The 15,646-nt window shown below is 65.8% G+C and carries 19 protein-coding genes; 4 read left to right on the forward strand and 15 right to left on the reverse strand.

The genetic code is table 11. The features are described 5' to 3' along the window. Positions 1-91: 91 nt before the first annotated feature. Complete coding sequence (locus tag B447_RS01975) at positions 92-550, reverse strand: DUF4902 domain-containing protein (protein WP_332306949.1); 459 nt, start codon at positions 548-550, stop codon at positions 92-94. Positions 551-639: 89 nt separating this feature from the next. Here B447_RS01975 and B447_RS01980 point away from each other — a divergent pair, with 89 nt between their 5' ends. After that, positions 640-1,353, forward strand: coding sequence for an autoinducer binding domain-containing protein (locus B447_RS01980; protein WP_002926031.1), 714 nt, complete (start codon positions 640-642; stop codon positions 1,351-1,353). A 173-nt stretch (positions 1,354-1,526) separates the two neighbouring features. Further along, positions 1,527-2,309, forward strand: coding sequence for a hypothetical protein (locus tag B447_RS01985; protein WP_002926033.1), 783 nt, complete (start codon positions 1,527-1,529; stop codon positions 2,307-2,309). On the opposite strand, the gene B447_RS01990 is transcribed toward B447_RS01985, so the two are convergent. Then, entirely contained in the window at positions 2,288-2,755 is a 468-nt protein-coding gene (locus tag B447_RS01990; RefSeq protein ID WP_002926036.1) for a winged helix-turn-helix transcriptional regulator, read from the reverse strand. The two genes, B447_RS01985 and B447_RS01990, sit on opposite strands and share 22 nt — an antisense overlap. A 134-nt stretch (positions 2,756-2,889) precedes the next feature. Between B447_RS01990 and B447_RS01995 the strand changes: the two genes are divergently transcribed. Together B447_RS01995 and alr are read left to right on the forward strand one after the other, a co-directional pair. Continuing rightward, entirely contained in the window at positions 2,890-4,200 is a 1,311-nt protein-coding gene (locus tag B447_RS01995; RefSeq protein WP_002926037.1) for a D-amino acid dehydrogenase, read from the forward strand. A 107-nt stretch (positions 4,201-4,307) separates the two neighbouring features. Continuing rightward, a complete protein-coding gene (gene alr / locus B447_RS02000; protein ID WP_002926039.1) occupies positions 4,308-5,369 on the forward strand; it encodes an alanine racemase in 1,062 nt (353 codons plus the stop codon). Positions 5,370-5,379: 10 nt separating this feature from the next. Here alr and ccmI read toward each other — a convergent pair whose 3' ends face one another. From ccmI to napG, 13 genes are all read right to left on the reverse strand, one after another. Next, positions 5,380-6,606, reverse strand: coding sequence for a c-type cytochrome biogenesis protein CcmI (ccmI, locus tag B447_RS02005; protein WP_002926041.1), 1,227 nt, complete (start codon positions 6,604-6,606; stop codon positions 5,380-5,382). Further along, positions 6,603-7,163: a cytochrome c-type biogenesis protein gene (locus B447_RS02010; protein WP_002926043.1), complete on the reverse strand. Its 561-nt coding sequence runs from the start codon at positions 7,161-7,163 to the stop codon at positions 6,603-6,605. The genes ccmI and B447_RS02010 overlap by 4 nt, the downstream gene beginning before the upstream one ends. Beyond that, positions 7,153-7,746, reverse strand: a complete 594-nt coding sequence (locus tag B447_RS02015) for a DsbE family thiol:disulfide interchange protein (RefSeq protein ID WP_002926045.1) — start codon at positions 7,744-7,746, stop codon at positions 7,153-7,155. Before B447_RS02015 ends, B447_RS02010 begins: the two co-directional genes overlap by 11 nt. A 20-nt stretch (positions 7,747-7,766) precedes the next feature. Beyond that, entirely contained in the window at positions 7,767-9,749 is a 1,983-nt protein-coding gene (locus tag B447_RS02020) for a heme lyase CcmF/NrfE family subunit (RefSeq protein ID WP_002926047.1), read from the reverse strand. 4 nt (positions 9,750-9,753) lie between these two features. After that, positions 9,754-10,200, reverse strand: coding sequence for a cytochrome c maturation protein CcmE (gene ccmE / locus B447_RS02025; protein ID WP_002926049.1), 447 nt, complete (start codon positions 10,198-10,200; stop codon positions 9,754-9,756). Further along, positions 10,197-10,424, reverse strand: a complete 228-nt coding sequence (gene ccmD / locus B447_RS02030) for a heme exporter protein CcmD (protein ID WP_002926051.1) — start codon at positions 10,422-10,424, stop codon at positions 10,197-10,199. The genes ccmE and ccmD overlap by 4 nt, the downstream gene beginning before the upstream one ends. After that, complete coding sequence (gene ccmC / locus B447_RS02035) at positions 10,424-11,212, reverse strand: heme ABC transporter permease CcmC (RefSeq protein WP_002926053.1); 789 nt, start codon at positions 11,210-11,212, stop codon at positions 10,424-10,426. Before ccmC ends, ccmD begins: the two co-directional genes overlap by 1 nt. 58 nt (positions 11,213-11,270) lie before the next feature. Beyond that, entirely contained in the window at positions 11,271-11,939 is a 669-nt protein-coding gene (ccmB, locus tag B447_RS02040; protein WP_002926054.1) for a heme exporter protein CcmB, read from the reverse strand. After that, the gene (ccmA, locus tag B447_RS02045) at positions 11,933-12,559 is read right to left on the reverse strand and encodes a cytochrome c biogenesis heme-transporting ATPase CcmA (protein WP_002926056.1); all 627 of its coding nucleotides are present in this window, start codon (positions 12,557-12,559) and stop codon (positions 11,933-11,935) included. Before ccmA ends, ccmB begins: the two co-directional genes overlap by 7 nt. Positions 12,560-12,717: 158 nt before the next feature. Further along, positions 12,718-13,344: a NapC/NirT family cytochrome c gene (locus tag B447_RS02050; RefSeq protein WP_002926059.1), complete on the reverse strand. Its 627-nt coding sequence runs from the start codon at positions 13,342-13,344 to the stop codon at positions 12,718-12,720. Between the two features lie 22 nt (positions 13,345-13,366). Next, positions 13,367-13,819: a nitrate reductase cytochrome c-type subunit gene (locus tag B447_RS02055; protein ID WP_002926061.1), complete on the reverse strand. Its 453-nt coding sequence runs from the start codon at positions 13,817-13,819 to the stop codon at positions 13,367-13,369. Further along, positions 13,816-14,760 carry a quinol dehydrogenase ferredoxin subunit NapH gene (gene napH / locus B447_RS02060; RefSeq protein WP_002926065.1) on the reverse strand — a complete coding sequence of 315 codons (945 nt, stop codon included), beginning with the start codon at positions 14,758-14,760 and terminating at the stop codon, positions 13,816-13,818. The genes B447_RS02055 and napH overlap by 4 nt, the downstream gene beginning before the upstream one ends. Further along, a complete protein-coding gene (gene napG, locus B447_RS02065; RefSeq protein WP_002926067.1) occupies positions 14,757-15,632 on the reverse strand; it encodes a ferredoxin-type protein NapG in 876 nt (291 codons plus the stop codon). The genes napH and napG overlap by 4 nt, the downstream gene beginning before the upstream one ends. Positions 15,633-15,646 lie beyond the last annotated feature (14 nt).

The following is a 15,646-nucleotide window of genomic DNA, read 5'->3' on the forward strand; positions in this document are numbered from 1 at the left end:
TGAGCTTTTGTTCAAGCGAAATCCGCTTGTAAAGGCGAATTTTCGGTTGTTCGTGTGCCATTTTGGATGATGTATTTTTCTGGCGCCCGGGTCAGCCGACGCCGCCGTAGCGCTGAACGATGGAAGGCCACACCGTCTTGGTCCAGGCCAGACCATCGACAATGGCTGTCAGTCGCCGCAGGGAGGCAGCCATGCCCAGATCCCGCATGTGCCCGTCGACCAGCATGACGTTCGATCGTGGCTCGCCCGTGCGCTTTAGGAAGGTATGACCGTGCAAGACATCAAGCACCCAATCCCAACCCAGACTGATGTAAGGACGACGCCCCGCGATCCATTCGGTGAACCCGGTCACCTCAGTCACGTCACCACACCCCGGAATGGGGGCCGCCTCCGGTACGTCCAGACCCGAGGCGAAGTGACGCAACCGGACAGTGCTCAAGGCCTGCTCCGGCAAACGGACGAGTCCATCGTCCGATACCCGAACGACGGACGTCATTGGCTGTTCTGTTCTCATCTGCTCACGCGTTGTTATTGGTTTGAAGCGCTTCATTGTTGCCAGACATTAGCGCGCCGGTGTGTTTCTAGGCATGTCAACGTTGACAGGTTCAGAGATCCCGATACCCGGCCAGAGGGCGTCGGATGAACATCTGGCGCGAAGACCTCCTGACCCGACTGAACGCCGCGCACGGTGCAACCGAAGTGTTCTCGGTGATCGAGCTTGAGAGCAAGGCACTTGGCTTCGACCACCTGGCCTACGGTGTGCGCTTCCGCTATCCACTGAGCAACCCCCGCATCGTTCTGCTCAACAACTACCCGGAACAATGGCAAACCCTTTACGCCGAGCGTGGATACATCAATAACGATCCCGTGGTCATGCGTGGAATGGCATCGCAACTGCCCTTCGTCTGGTCCGAACACTACTCACAGGCCAGCGACACGTTCTGGGAAGAAGCCAGGCAGTTCGGCATTGCCAACGGTTGGTCTCAATCTGCCACGGACTGTCGCGGCCGGCAGAGCCTGGTGTCTTTCGTTCGCGGCGCCGAGTGTCTGAGTTCGGCCGAGCTATTCGCGAATGGGGCGCGCTTGAGCTTTCTCGCCCATGCGGGCCATGAGTACCTGTGTCATCAGTTGGCCCGCGAACACCACGCGCAAGATCTCGGCGAACTGACGACCCGTGAGGTCGAGGTCTTGCGATGGACCGCCGAGGGCAAGACTGCCGGGGAGATTTCGATTCTCATGGGCATTTCCGAACGCACCGTGAATTTTCACGCCGCCAACACCATGGCCAAACTCAACTGCGCCAACAAGACCGCCACCGCGGTAAAGGCAGCCATTCTGGGATTGCTGGATTAAGCTTGAAGCGCCGCCGTTCGGCGATCGGGCGCTGGAGCCACCGGCTGGGTCGGGGGGCTGGCCGTACTTGGCATGTCGCTCTACACCCGCTTAATACGGATTCAGACGCTCAACCCGGCTCATGCGAGTCGGCCGTTTTGGATCACACCCTGAGGCAACAGCGGAGGCAAGTGATGAGTCCACGCCGACCGAAGACATGGCATGCCCAAGCAACAGCGCTGGCCGTGCTCGGCGTAAGCGCCCTCGCACTCGCGCTCGTAGCGCCCATCCCACAGTCGCCGCAGTATCACCAATTCGCCGACACGCGCGCACTTGCAATCGGCCGCCTGCTCATTCCCAACGCTGCCGATGTCCTGAGCAGCCTCGCCTTCTGTGCGGCGGGCCTTGCAGGCCTGGTGCGGGGAGCGCACGCGCCGCCCTCGCAGCGCATGGCGCTGAGGGTGTTCTTCATCGGCCTGGTCCTGACTGGGGCGGGTAGCGCCTGGTACCACCTCGACCCCAGCAGTGCCAGCCTGTTCTGGGATCGCCTCGCCATGTGCATCGCGTTTGCCGGTGCACTCGGCGCCCTTGCCGGCGAGCGCCTCGGCGACCGAGCGGCTCGGCGCTGGCTCGGTGGCTGGCTGTTGCTGGGCGCGTCGGCGCTGGCCCTATGGGTACTGAAGGACGACCTGCGGCTATACGTTCTGACGCAGTTCGGCGGCTTCATGGTCCTACTGATCTGGCTGCGCCACAGTGTGCGGCCCGGGGCCTGCGCCTTGCCATGGGGATGGCTCCTGGTGGCATACGGGCTGGCCAAGGTTTTCGAGGCCGCCGACACCAGCATCTGGACGCTCTCCGGGCAGCTTATCGCTGGACATGCACTCAAGCACCTCGCCGCCGCCGCGGGTGTCATCCCGCTGCTGATCGCCCTGTCACGTGCAGACCGGGGCCTGGATCAAGGCTCGGGCGGCAGGTAGAGACTTTCCTTGACCTCCTCCATCACCACGTAGCTGCGCGATTCGGTTGCCGACGGCAGCTTGAGCAGGATGTTGCCAAGCAGGCGCCGGTAGTCGCTCATCTCGGCGATACGCGCCTTGATCAGGTAATCGAAGTCACCCGACACAAGGTGACACTCCATCACCTCGGGGACAAACGCGAGCTCCTTCTTCACGCGGTCGAAGGTGTCGTTCGACTTGGCAGCGAGCTTGAGTTCGACGAACACCAGCAAGGGCCGGCCAAGCGCCCGCGGGTCGACGCGGGCGTGGTAACCAGTGATGACGCCCTCGCGTTCGAGACGGCGCACACGCTCGGTGCACGGGGTCGCCGACAGCCCCACACGCTGGGCAAGCTCGGTCATCGACAGGCGGCCGTCCTTCTGCAGCAGATCGATGATCCGGCGGTCTATGCGGTCGAGATCGCGCATTTCACTCCTGAAGTGCCCTGGCACGGGGCAACAAAGTTCATATCACTAGAATCGACCATTAGTTAGGTGATTTTCACTGCATTTTGCTGACTAAACTGCCGATATTCAACAGCTACAAGACAGGAGACACCAGGATGAACGTGATCGTACTCGGAAGCGGCGTGATCGGCACCACCACCGCCTGGTACCTCGCGCAACGCGGCGCCCGGGTAACGGTCATCGACCGCCAGCCTGGTGCCGCGCTCGAGACCAGCTACGCCAATGCCGGCCAGGTCTCGCCTGGATATTCGACGCCCTGGGCCGCACCCGGCATTCCCCTCAAGGCCGTGAAGTGGCTGTTCCAGCGCCACGCCCCACTCGCGATCCGTGCCGACGGCAGCCTGTTCCAGCTGCGCTGGATGGCGAGCATGCTCGCCAACTGCACCAGCGCGCGCTATGCGGTGAACAAGGAACGCATGATGCGCGTCTCCGAATACAGCCGCGACTGCCTGCGCACCCTGCGTGCCGAAACCGGCCTGCACTACGAAGAGCGCAGCCGCGGCACGCTGCAGCTGTTCCGCACTCAGGCCCAACTAGACGCAGCTGCGCGCGACACGGCCGTACTCGACGAGTGCGGCGTACCTTATGAACTGCTGGCCGGCGACGCGCTTGGCGGCGCCGAGCCCGCACTGGCCAGCCGGGCCACCCCGCTCGCCGGGGGCCTGCGCCTGCCCAACGACGAGACCGGCGACTGCCACCTGTTCACCACCCGGCTCGCCGACATGGCACGCGCAGCGGGTGTGGAGTTCCGCTTCGGCGTCGATGTGCGCGAACTGCTCAAGCGTGGCGGCCACATCGACGGCGTGCGTGTCGCGGGAGCAGAGGGCGACGAGATCCTGCGCGCCGACCGCTACGTGCTGGCCTTCGGTAGCTACTCCCGGCAGATGGCAGCCAGCCTGGGGCTCGAACTGCCGGTGTACCCGGTCAAGGGCTACTCGCTTACGGTACCGCTGGTCGATGCCGCCGCCGCGCCGGTGTCGACGGTGCTCGACGAGACCTACAAGGTGGCCGTGACCCGCTTCGACGACCGCATCCGAGTTGGAGGCATGGCCGAGCTCGGCGGCTTCGACCTGCGCCTGAACCCACGCCGGCGCGAAACCCTGGAGATGGTCGTCGGCGACCTCTTCCCCGGCAGCGGCGACCTGCCCAAGGCAGAATTCTGGACCGGGCTGCGGCCGATGACGCCCGACTCGACGCCGATCATCGGCGCCACCTCCTACCCCGAGCTTTTCCTCAACACCGGTCACGGCACGCTGGGCTGGACCATGTCCTGCGGTGCCGGCGCACTTGTCGCCGATCTCGTCTGCGGCCACCAGCCGGCGATCCGCCATGACGACCTCGGCCTCGCCCGCTACGGTCGCAAGGCGGGCGGCAGCACCGCGGGCTACACCCTGTCACCCGCCTGAATCCCCTGCTCATCAGTCGTGGAGTCATGCCATTGGGGCCGCGCTATTGCGGCCCCAATGCGTTGACTGCACCATCGAGCCTGTACATTGCACCCCGGATGCCTACCATGCGCCCTGCCCGCGCCCAGATCGACCTCGCCGCCCTGCGTCACAACTACCGCCTCGCCCGCGAGCGCCACGGCGCGCGCGCGTTGGCGGTAGTCAAGGCCAACGCCTACGGCCATGGCGCGGTGCACTGCGCACTGGCGCTGGCCGCTGAGGCCGACGGCTTCGCGGTTGCCTTCCTCGAGGAAGCGTTGGTGCTGCGCGCCGCCGGTATTCGTCAGCCGCTGCTCCTGCTCGAAGGCGTGTTCGAGGCGGCTGAGCTTGCCGAGGTCGCGCGCGAGGGGCTATGGATCGTCGTCCACCATGAGGATCAGGTACGGATGCTCGAAACGACGCCGATGGCAGCCCCCATCCACGTCTGGCTGAAGGTGAATACGGGCATGAACCGGGCCGGCTTCGCGCCAGCGGAAGTCGGCACCGTGTGGGCACGGCTGAAAGCCTGCAGGCAGGTTGCCGACATCACCTTGATGACGCACTTCGCGCGCGCGGACGAACCACAGGTGATCACCACTGCGGACCAGATCGAATGCTTCCAGGAGGCGACCGCCAACCTGCCCGGCGCGCGCAGTCTTGCCAACTCGAGCGCCATCCTGGGCTGGCCAGACGCCCGGCGCGACTGGGCGCGCCCCGGCATCCTGCTCTATGGGGCCGACCCGATGCCGGCGCCAGACAACGGCCTCAAGCCGGTGATGACGCTCGAAAGCGCGGTGATGGCGGTACGCGAGATCGCTGTCGGAGAAGCGCTCGGCTACGGCGGCCGCTTCGTCGCGCAGACACCCACGCGTGTCGGACTGGTGGCGATGGGCTACGCCGACGGCTATCCGCGCACAGTGCCGGACGGCACACCGGTGAGCGTGGGCGGAAAGCCCAGTCGCATCATCGGGCGGGTCTCGATGGACATGCTCACGGTGGACCTCAGCGCCCTGCCGACTGCGAACATTGGCACCCGGGTCGAGCTGTGGGGCACCGAAGTGCCGGTCAACCGCGTTGCCGCGGCTGCGGGCACGATTGCTTACGAACTGCTGTGCAACGTGAAGCGGGTGCGTTTGGAATACATCGGCTGAGCGGCGACCGTCACTCCCGCACGCGGTCAATCACGACGCTGAGTCCCTCGCTGTCGGGCGAAACCACCGGGCTTGCGCCCTCGAGGTCGCCGCTGCGCGCCGTCGCGTCACCGCCCTTTGCAACCCGGGCCGCGACGACGACACGCTCGGGGATGGGCATGTCGCCCATCATCAGTGTCGCGCCATCGAAATCGAAGTCGAGCGGCAGTTCCGCGGCCGTGAAACGCAGCGCCGCGAACGGCGGACCGCCGGCTTCGGCACGCACGAACACGAACACGACATCTGCTGGCTGCACCTTGTCCGCAAGCTCGGCAGACAGGCTGAGACGGCCGCTGATCGTCAGTACCGGGGCGGCCGCCGCCGGCGCTGCCCCCTCGAGCGCAGCCAGCGGTTCGAGCCCGGCCTTGGCGCGCGCGTCGTTGATGCTGTCGCGCAAACCCTTCGCCATGTCGTTGGTCGCGGGAATCTGCGCAAGGATGCGTTCCCAGTGCCCGGCTGCGGTCGCGAAGTCCTTGCGCTGGTATGCACCGGTGCCTGCAATGGCGAGCGCCTTGACATGCTGGGGCGCCACCGCCAGCGCACGCTGCGCCAGCGCCTCGGCCTCGCCCTGCACCGTTCCGCTCACCACCGCAGTGGCATCTGCCCAGTCGGCCAGGACATCGGGGTCGTCGGGCACCAGCGCCCCCAGACGCGCGAACGCAGCGACCGCCTTCGGGTAATCCTCCAGCACCATGTAGGTGCGCGCGAGCATGGTCCAGCCCTCGACGTTGTCGGGCTCCTGCTCGAGACGGGCCACGAGCTGGCCCACCATGTCGTTGACCTGTTCGCGGGTGAAACCTTGCTGCGTGGTGAGGTTTGCGGGATCGAGCGCCTCCGGCTCTCCGATCGCCAGGTAGGAGGCGATGGCCACGGCCGGGATGCTCACTGCCATCGCCACCGCCCAGCCGCGGCTCGGGCGCACGTCGGCACGCTCAGCCGCTTCGGCAGCCGCCTCGCCCTCTTCGAGCGCGCGGCGCTCGAGCTCCTCGCGACTGCGGGCATGGCTTTCGGCGTCGATCTGGCCGGACGCGAGGTCTGCATCGAGCTCGGCCAGCTGCTCGCGCAGCACGGTCAGCGCCATCGTGCTCTGACGCGCCTGCTCGCGCCGCTGGCGCGCACCTGCGCCCAACAGCGGCGGAACGATCAATAGCAGGGCACCGGCCAGCAACAGGCCGGCAAGAAGGATAAAGGCGGTCACGAACGGGACTCCGGTGATTCAGATTTCGGTGCTGCCTCGTCCGCTCCCGCGAGCAGGACGCGCGCACGTTCGCGCTCGGCGGCGCTCAGGCCATGATCGGCCGCCACTTCTTCCTGCCTGCGGCGCAGCCGCCAGGCCAGCCAGCCGGCGCCCCCGAACAGGAGCAGTGCCGGCCCCACCCACAGCACGGCAGTCGAGGCACGGAATGGCGGCTGGTAAAGGACGAAGTCGCCATAGCGGGCGACGACATAGTCGATGACGTCCTGCTTGCTGTTGCCGGCCGCGAGCTGTTCGCGCACCTGGTCGCGTAGATCGACCGCCAGCGGCGCATTGGATTCCGCAATCGACTGGTTCTGGCACACCAGGCAGCGCAGCTTGTGCGACAGCTCCATGACGTCAGCCTCGAGCGCGAGGTCTGCCGCCACCGTCGGCGCCAAGCCGGGGTCGGACGCAGGCTGGCCCTCAGCCCAGGCGGACTGCCCGCCCGCGAACATGAGCGCGCAGGCAGCCAGGCGCAGCGTCCGGAGCGCAAATTCCTTGTAGTGATCAGCCGGCACGGCGGACCTCCTCGATCTTCGGTAGCAACACCTGCTTCAGCACCTCGGGCGTGATCGGGCCGATGTGCTTGTAGCGGATCTTGCCCTCGCGATCGATCAGGAAGGTCTCGGGTACGCCATAGACGCCAAAGTCGATGCCAACGCGGCCATCGATGTCGAGCACGGACAGCACGTAGGGGTCGCCATGGTCGGTCAGCCAGCGCCGGGCGCGCTGGATTGCAAGGTCGGTTTCGGTGTCGAGTGCCATACCGCGTACGTTGAGCGCCCCGTCACCACGTACCTCCTTGTAGTTGAGGCCAACGATGGGCACCAGCTTCTGCTGCGCCATGCGCACCAGAACGGGGTGCTCCTCGCGACAGGCGACACACCACGACGCCCACACGTTGAGCAACCACACCTCGCCGCGCATTTCCTCGAGTGCGAAGCGCTGCTCGGGCTGATCGAGGCGGGCAAGCGTGAATTCGGGCGCCGGCTTGCCGATCAGCGGCGAGGGTACCTCGCGCGGGTTGAGGGTGAGGCCGAAGCCGAGGAACGCGGCAAGAGCGAAGAACAGCAGCAGCGGAACGAGAAACTTTGCTTTCATGAGGCTTGTCCGGTCTCCACTCAGGCTGCGCCGGCAACGCTGCGCCCTGCGCCGACCTTGGCATCGCGCTCGGCAAGGCGGCGATAACGGCGGTCGGCCGCGGCAAACAGTCCGCCAAGACCCATCAACGTGCAACCCAGCCAGATCCAGCTGATGAAGGGCTTGTAGTACAGGCTGACGATCCATGCCCCGGTCTCGAGCTGTTCACCAAGCGATACATACACGTCGCGGAACGGGCCGATGTCGATCGAGGCCTCTGTCATCGGCATGCCCTGCGCCCAGTAAAGGCGTTTCTCGGGCGTCAGAGTCGCAATCGCACGACCGTTGCGCGTTACGTCGATGATGCCGCGCGCGGCGTCGTAGTTGGGGCCATCGGCGTCGATCGCGCCACGGAAGGTGAAGGTGTAGCCCGCAAGCTCTGCACGCTGTCCTTCCTGCATCTTGACGTCAAGGTGCTGATCGAGGCTGCCGACCATGGTGACGCCGATGATGAACACGCCAATTCCGAGGTGTGCGAGCCACATACCCCACCAGGATGCAGTGATCGAGCGCAGGCGCGATCCGACCGATGCACCGGCGCGCTCCTTGAGGCGGCCATAGAGCAGCTGGATGCTGGCCAGCACCACCCAGGCGGCAAGGAACAGGCCCAGCGCTGTGCGCCAGGTCAGGTGATCCACCGCCATCGCCGCACCGATTCCGATCAGGATGCTGGCAACGAAGGCTGGCGCGACCTTGCGCGCCGCCGCGACGAAATCATCGTCCTTCCAGCGCAGGAAGGGGCCGAACATCATCAGTACCACCACCGGCGTCATCAGCGGCACGAACACCGCCTCGAAGTACGGCGGCCCCACCGAGATCTTGCCCAGGTTGAGCGCATCGAGGAACAGCGGATAGAGCGTGCCGAGCAGCACCGACGCCGAAGCCACGGTCAGCAGCACGTTATTGCCGAGCAGCGAGGTCTCGCGCGATACCAGCGCAAAGCTACCGCCACCCATCAGCTTGTTGGCACGCATCGCGTACAGCATCAGCGAAAAGCCGATCACCAGCACGAGCAGGGCAAGGATGTAGAGACCGCGCTTCGGGTCGGTCGCAAATGCATGCACACTGGTGATGACGCCCGAACGCACGAGGAAGGTGCCGAGCAGCGACATCGAGAACGCCGCGATCGCCAGCAGCACCGTCCAGCTACGGAACGCACCACGCTTCTCGGTGACCGCGAGCGAGTGGATCAGCGCGGTGCCAAGCAACCACGGCATGAAGGAGGCGTTCTCGACCGGATCCCAGAACCACCAGCCGCCCCAGCCGAGCTCGTAGTACGCCCAGCCCGAACCGACCGCGATACCCGCAGTCAGGAACACCCAGGCCACCGTGGTCCATGGCCGCGACCAGCGCGCCCAGGCAGCGTCGAGCCGGCCGGAGAGCAGCGCGGCAATGGCGAACGCAAAAGCCACCGAGAAACCGACATAACCCATGTAGAGCAGTGGCGGGTGGATGATCATCCCCGGGTCCTGCAGCAGCGGGTTCAGGTCACGGCCCTCGGCCACCGCCGGCAGCAGGCGGTCGAACGGGTTGGAGGTAACGAGCGTGAAGGAGATGAAGCCGACGCTGACCCAACCCAGCACGCCGAGCACGCGGGCCATGAAGGCCTCGGGCAGGTGGCGCGAGAACACCGTCACCGCCACCGTCCACAACGACAGCGACATCGCCCACAGCAGCAAGGAACCTTCGTGGTTGCCCCATACGCCGGTGATCTTGTACATCAGCGGCGTGGCGCTGTGCGAGTTCGACGCGGCCAGCTGCACCGAGAAATCACTGGTGACGAAAGCCCAGGTCAGGCATACGTAGCTGAACAGGATGAAGAAGAACTGACCCTGTGCTGCAGGCCGGCCGACTGCCATCAGCGCCATGCTGTTGCGGCTGGCACCGACCAGCGGCACGATGCCCTGCACCAGCGACAGCACCAGCGCGAGGATGAGCGCGAAATGTCCGAGTTCGGGAATCATGGCGTCACTGGCTCACGGTTTGGGCGGCTTTCTGCGCCTGCTCGACCGCGTGTGCGGCCTCGGGTGGCATGTAGTTCTCGTCGTGCTTGGCGAGTACCTCCGTCGCACGGAAAATGCCGTCGTCCTCGAGCCGCCCCTGCACCACTGCGCCCTTGCCCTCCTTGAAGAGGTCGGGCAGCGTGCCACGGTAGGTCACCGGAATGACCTTCGCGGTATCGGTGATGGCGAAACGTACGGTGAGTCCATCGGCCTCTCTCGCGATCGAGCCATCCTCGACCATGCCGCCGATGCGGAAGGTCTTGCCCAGGGGCGCCTTGCCTTCGGCAACCTCGGAAGGCGTGTGGAAAAACACCAGGTTTTGCTGGAAGGCGCTCAACACGAGGGCGACCGCCGCCACCAACAGGGCGACACCGCCGCCAACCAACATCAGACGCTTGCTACGGGCTTTCATCTTTCAGACTCCAGGGCGGGCTCGAACTCGCCGCCATCATGCTTGCCAACTTCCTTGCCGACCGCCCGCCGCCAGCGCAGCAGTCGGCGCGTCGTGTCTCTCCGACGCTGGAACACGAGCACGAGTTCCAGCGCGAGCAATCCGAAGGTGACGGCGTAGCTGCCCCAGACGAAGATGGCTGCACCGCCCATGTCCCAGAACGCGGACCAGCTTTCCCATTGCATCAGGCACGTCCTCCCTTGTTCGCTGCAACGGCCTGCAATTCCTTCTCAAGCACCGTGCCCACCCATTCGGTGTGGCGCTCGCGCTCGAGGATCATCGGGCGCACCCGCCACAGCACCACGGCGATGGTGTACATCCACGCCGCGATCGCCATCACCAGCATGCCGGCGAGCATCGTCGCCGCCATCGACGGCGCCTTGGTAAGGCTCACCGAAGCACCCTGGTGCAGGGTGTTCCACCAATTCACCGAGAAATAGATGATGGGCACGTTCACCGCACCGACCAGTGCGATGATGGCGCCGGCACGGTCGGCGCGGCGCGGGTCCTCGATCGCGCGCGTGAGCGCGATGAAGCCGAAATAAAGGAAAAGCAGCAGCAACTGCGAGGTCAGGCGTGCGTCCCACACCCAGTAGGCCCCCCAGGTCGGCTTGCCCCACAGCGCGCCGGTCCACAGCGCCAGGAAACAGAAGATCGCGCCAGTGGGCGCCAGCGCCTGGCTCATCACGAAGGACAGGCGCGTGTTCATGACCAGGCCGACCGCAGACCAGAAGGCCATCACCAGGTAGATGAACATCGACATCCAGGCCGCAGGCACGTGGATGAAGATCACCCGATAGACCTCGCCCTGGGTTGCATCGGTGGGTGCCACGAAAAAGCCCAGCCAGAGGCCGGCAAGGGTGAGCACGACCGCCAGGGCTGCGAACCAGGGGGCAAGCTTGCCAGCGAGCGGATAGAAGTACTGCGGGGATGCGAAGCGGAGCACGCTGCGACTGCGTTCGGAGGTCGTCATGCGAAGATCGGTCGTTGTCTCGTCTCAAGGCCACACACGCAAATGCGCGGCCACATCATCATTCGGTCGAAATCCTGAGCGCCGCGGCGCACGCCCAGGGGGCAAGCGCCACCGCACCGGCCAGCCCGCCACCAAGCAGCAGCAGGTGAGCCAAGGCACCACTACCCGACACCTCGGCCTCGACCGCCCCCGCACCGAAGATCAGCACCGGCACGAACAGCGGCAGTACAAGCAGCGCCAGCAACATCCCGCCACCTCTCAGGCCAAGCGTCAGGGCGGCGCCTACAGCGCCCAGCAAGGTCAGGATCGGCGTGCCCAGCGTCAAACTTAGTACCAACACCGAAAGTCCACCTTGCTCCAGGTCAAGCAGCAAGGCCATCGCAGGCGCAACCGCAATCACCGGCAGGCCGGTGCTGAGCCAGAAGGCCAGCACCTTGGCCATCACCCATACAGCAGCAGGCTCTCTAGACAGGAGGAGTTGCTCCAGGGTTCCGTCCGCATAGTCCTGTGCAAACAGCCGGTGCAAGGACAACAGGCACGCGAGCAAGGCGGCCACCCACAACACGCCGGGTGCGATCGCGCGCAGCTGGTTGGGCTCGGCACCGACACCGAACGGGAACAGACAGACGACGATGACGAAGAAGGCCAGCGTCACCAGTACGTCGGCGCGCCCGCGCCACGCCAGCAATAGGTCGCGGCGCAGCACGGCGAGGAAGGTGCTCAGCATGCAAAGGCTCCGACATCGAGCACCGCGGGTGGGCGGGCAAAGGGTGCATCCTGGTGGGTGGTCATCATCACGCAGCCACCGTCCGCACAGTGTGCGGACAGGGTCGCGGCCAGATCGGCCACCGCGTGCACGTCGAGTGCAGTGAAGGGTTCGTCCAGTACCCACAACGGCCGCCGCGCCGACAGGAACAGGCGGGCAAGCCCCACACGCCGGCGCTGGCCCTGCGACAGCACCCGTGCGGGGAGATCGAGCTGGTTCTCGAGACCGATGCGGACAAGCGCCTGTACGCAGTCATCCTCGGCGACATGGTCGCCTCCCGCGGCACAGGCAAAGCGGAGGTTCTCGAGCGGGCTGAGCAAGTCGTTGAGGGCCGGCGCATGGCCGAGATAGAGCAGTTCGCCATGGAAGGCTTCGCGCTCGCGGCGGATACAGTGGCCGCGCCAGCGCACCTCCCCGGCTTCCGGCAAGGCAAGGCCGGTGACCAGGCGCAGCAGGCTGGTCTTTCCTACCCCGTTGGGGCCGGCGATACGCAGCATTTCGCCCGCCTGCAGGCGAAAGGCGAGGTCGCGGAACAACAGGCGATCGCCCTTCAGGCAGGCGAGATCTTGGGCTTCGAGCATGGGGACGGATTGAACCACAGGGATGGCAGGCGACGCCATCCCGAGCTGCGCCGAAAGGCAATGGCAAACCCCCTGCGCCACCGATCCTGATCAGCGCCGCAGGGGGCGGATATGTGGAGCGGGCGCCTAAGCCCCCGCTCTGCCCTTCACGCCAGGGCTTACTGCTGGGCGGCGGGCGGCGTCGGGTGCATGGTCTCCGGCGTCACACCGCCACGCTCGGCGCCGATATCCTGCGCGACCGGCGGCAGCGAGTGAGCGATGCCCTTGTGGCAGTCGATGCAGGTCTTGCCTTCGGCGAAGCCAGCCTGGTGCATCTGGTTGGAGCGGCGACCCTGCGCCGAGTAGTCGAAGTACTCGAAGCTGTGGCAGTTGCGACACTCGCGCGAGTCGTTCGCCTTCATGCGGCGCCATTCGTTCTCGGCGAGGCGGAGGCGCTCCTTGTTGAACTTCTCGGGCGTGTCGATCGTGCCCATCACCTTGCCGTACAGCTCACGCGAGGCCTGGACCTTGCGGACCATCTTCGGCCCCCACTCCTTGGGGACGTGGCAGTCCGGGCAGGTCGCGCGCACACCGGTGCGGTTCTGGTAGTGGATGGTGTTGCGGTACTCCTTGAAGACGTTCTCCTCCATTTCGTGGCAGGAGATGCAGAACTTCTCGGTGTTGGTCGCCTCCAGGGCCCAGTTGAAGCCGCCCCAGAACACGACACCGGCCGCGAACAGCAGCACGACCGCGCCCCAACCGGCGCCGCGGATGCGCTGCATCAAACTCTTCTTGTTGTCGGTCATTTCATACCCCGTTCAGTCGGCCTTAGCGCAGGCCCTGGGCGCGCTGGAACTGGTTCTCGACCAGCGGGCGGGCATCGGTCTGCGGCACATGGCACTGCAGGCAGAAATAGCGCCGCGGCGAGATGTTGGAGAGTTCGGTGCCCTCGCGGTCCTTGAAGTGCGTGATGCTGACCTTGGTCGCACCGGTCTCGCGATAACGCGTCCAGGAGTGGCAGTCCATGCACTTGTTGAAATTGATGGTGACCTCATAACCATCGATCTTGTGCGGCACCAGCGGTGGCTGCTGCACATAGTCACGCGGCAGCGGGGCCTGGTCGGGGATCAGCTTGTAGTTGCCCACGGCCAGTTCGGGATCGGCGACGTCGGCGCCACGAATACTGCGCACGCTCTGGGCCTCGGCGGCATCGGGCAGTGCAGCGCCGATGCCGAGTGCGGCGACGAGCGCGATCACGAGATTGCGGGTTTGTTTTTTCATGACTCGCTCCTGTTGAATCGGGTCGTAATACGGAAAACGTCCTTGCCGCATACATCCACACAGCGTCCGCAGGTGGTGCAGTCGGCATCCAGAATCAGGGGGTGGTCCTGCCCGGCCGCCTTGAGCGCGGGACGGATGACCTGCGGCTCGGGGCACACGGCGAAGCAGTCCATGCAGTCGTTGCAGGCGCTGCGCCTGGCGGCCGACACCTTGAGCACCGAAGCACGGCCGAGCAGCGCGTAGAAGGCGCCTTGCGGGCACAAGTGACCGCACCAGCCGCGCGGCGCAATCAGCAGGTCGTAAAAGAAGATGCCGCCGACGATGCCCCAGGCCAGGCCGAAGCCGAAGATCAGCCCACGGTGGAACATCGACACCGGATTCACCCACTCCCACGCCAGCGAACCGGTTGCCGCCGCGATCACCAGCACGAACCCCAGCAGCCAGTAGCGCGTGCTCGCCGCAGGCGCCTTGCCGCCCTTGAGCCCCAGCCGGCGCCGCAGCCAGGCCGCAGCATCGGTGACGAGGTTCACCGGGCATACCCAGGAGCAGAACAGCCGCCCACCGAGGAGCAGGTAGAAGGCCAGCACGATGCCACCACCGAGCAAGGCCTCGCGATACGGCCACTGCCCCGCCGCCACCTGCTGCGCGATCAGGAAGGGATCGGTGAGCGGCAGCACGCCCAAGGTCAGGCTTGAGGCCAGGTTGCCCTTGACGATCCACCAGCCGAGCCAGGGCCCGACCAGGAACAGCGCAAGGATGCCGAACTGGGAAGCGCGCCGCAGCAGCAACCACTTGTGGGCACCGAACCAACCCTTGGCCTCGATCGCTTCATGCCCTGGCCGCGCAACGACACCACGCATCGCCGCACCACGCACACTGGTGGGCGGCACCGTGCGCTCGGGCTTGCCGCCCGCCATCACGGAAGTCGTCTGCGTGCTCATGGCTTCCACCCCGAATCCAGTCCGCCGGGGGCCGTCGGTGCATACTCGGGCGTACGGGTCGGCGCTTCACCAGGACGCACGCGGGTATCCCCAAAGGCCTTGTCCTCCAGGCCTCGCACAGGCAGCTCGATCTGGTCGCCGATGAGCGACTGCCCGGCCGCTTCCTTCTGTTCCCAGCCGCGCAGGTAATGGTCGGCTTTCGAACCTTGGGCGAGCTTGATCGGCAGCACCTTGATCGCCGACTCGCCCGGCAGCACGCAGGCCTGCTCGCATTTCCCGCAACCCGTGCAGTGATCCGAATGCACCGTGGGCAGCAACATGGCGTGACGGTCCGAGCGCGGGTTGTGCATGCGCTCGAGCGTGATCGCCTTGTCGATGACCGGGCACACGCGGTAGCACACATCGCAGCGCAGGCCGAGGAAGTTGAGGCAGTTCTCCTGGTCGATGAGCACGGCCAGTCCCATGCGCGCCTGCTCGATGTCGGTGAGCGCACGATCGAGCGCACCAGTCGGACAGGCAACCACGCAGGGAATGTCCTCGCACATCTCGCAGGGGATCCTGCGTGCTTCGAAGTAGGGCGTGCCGGTGGCGACACCGTCGCCCAGTTCGGCCAGCTTCAGGGTGTCGTAGGGGCAGTCGCGCACGCACAGGCCACAGCGCACACAGGCGGCCAGGAACTCGGGCTCGGGGAGCGCCCCGGGCGGACGGATGGCAGTGGCCGGCAACGCCGACGCCTGCTTCGCGTACATCCCGGCACCGAGCGCGAGCAGGCCGGCACCGCCTGCCACGCCCGCCGATTCCTTGAGGAACCGGCGGCGCGAGGACGGGACGGTGGCCCCTTTGCGCTCGGTGTTTTCCGTTTGCTTGCTCATTTCATTCGTGGATC

This window comes from Thauera sp. 27 (genome assembly GCF_000310125.2).
Classification (GTDB): domain Bacteria; phylum Pseudomonadota; class Gammaproteobacteria; order Burkholderiales; family Rhodocyclaceae; genus Thauera; species Thauera mechernichensis.